The sequence below is a fragment of the Pseudomonas sp. SIMBA_041 genome (genome assembly GCF_046535095.1).
GTDB classification, from domain to species: domain Bacteria; phylum Pseudomonadota; class Gammaproteobacteria; order Pseudomonadales; family Pseudomonadaceae; genus Aquipseudomonas; species Aquipseudomonas mucoides.
In genome coordinates this window covers 1-275 of record NZ_JAWRXJ010000250.1, presented here as the reverse complement: position 1 = coordinate 275, position 275 = coordinate 1, and the positions used below count along the sequence as shown (strand labels likewise).

Genomic DNA, 275 nt, shown 5'->3' with positions numbered 1-275 from the left:
GCCTAGCACCCAGCTTGGTGGCTCGATCCGCTTGTTGAACCAGTCACGGCGCCAGTCGCAGAAGAACGACTCCCACAATGGCGACCAGTGGTCACCACGAAAGCCCGCCGTGAAATCAACGACGGGCGCGGCCGTCACGCGATAGCTCACGAGCGTGCCAGGCGGTAGCAGCGGCGACAGCTGCTGATACTCGGCCACCGCGGTAGCCACTTCGAGGGCTAGGTACAAAGCCGGCGTGCCGACCCGGTTCGCCCGCCCGCCTGCCTTCGCTGCCC

1 protein-coding gene is annotated in these 275 nt (G+C 66.5%); it reads right to left on the bottom strand.

Features of this window, described 5'->3' with window-relative positions; genetic code table 11:
- A partial coding sequence (locus tag SB725_RS31055) for an RES family NAD+ phosphorylase (protein ID WP_410923234.1) occupies window positions 1–275 on the bottom strand: 275 nt, incomplete at both ends.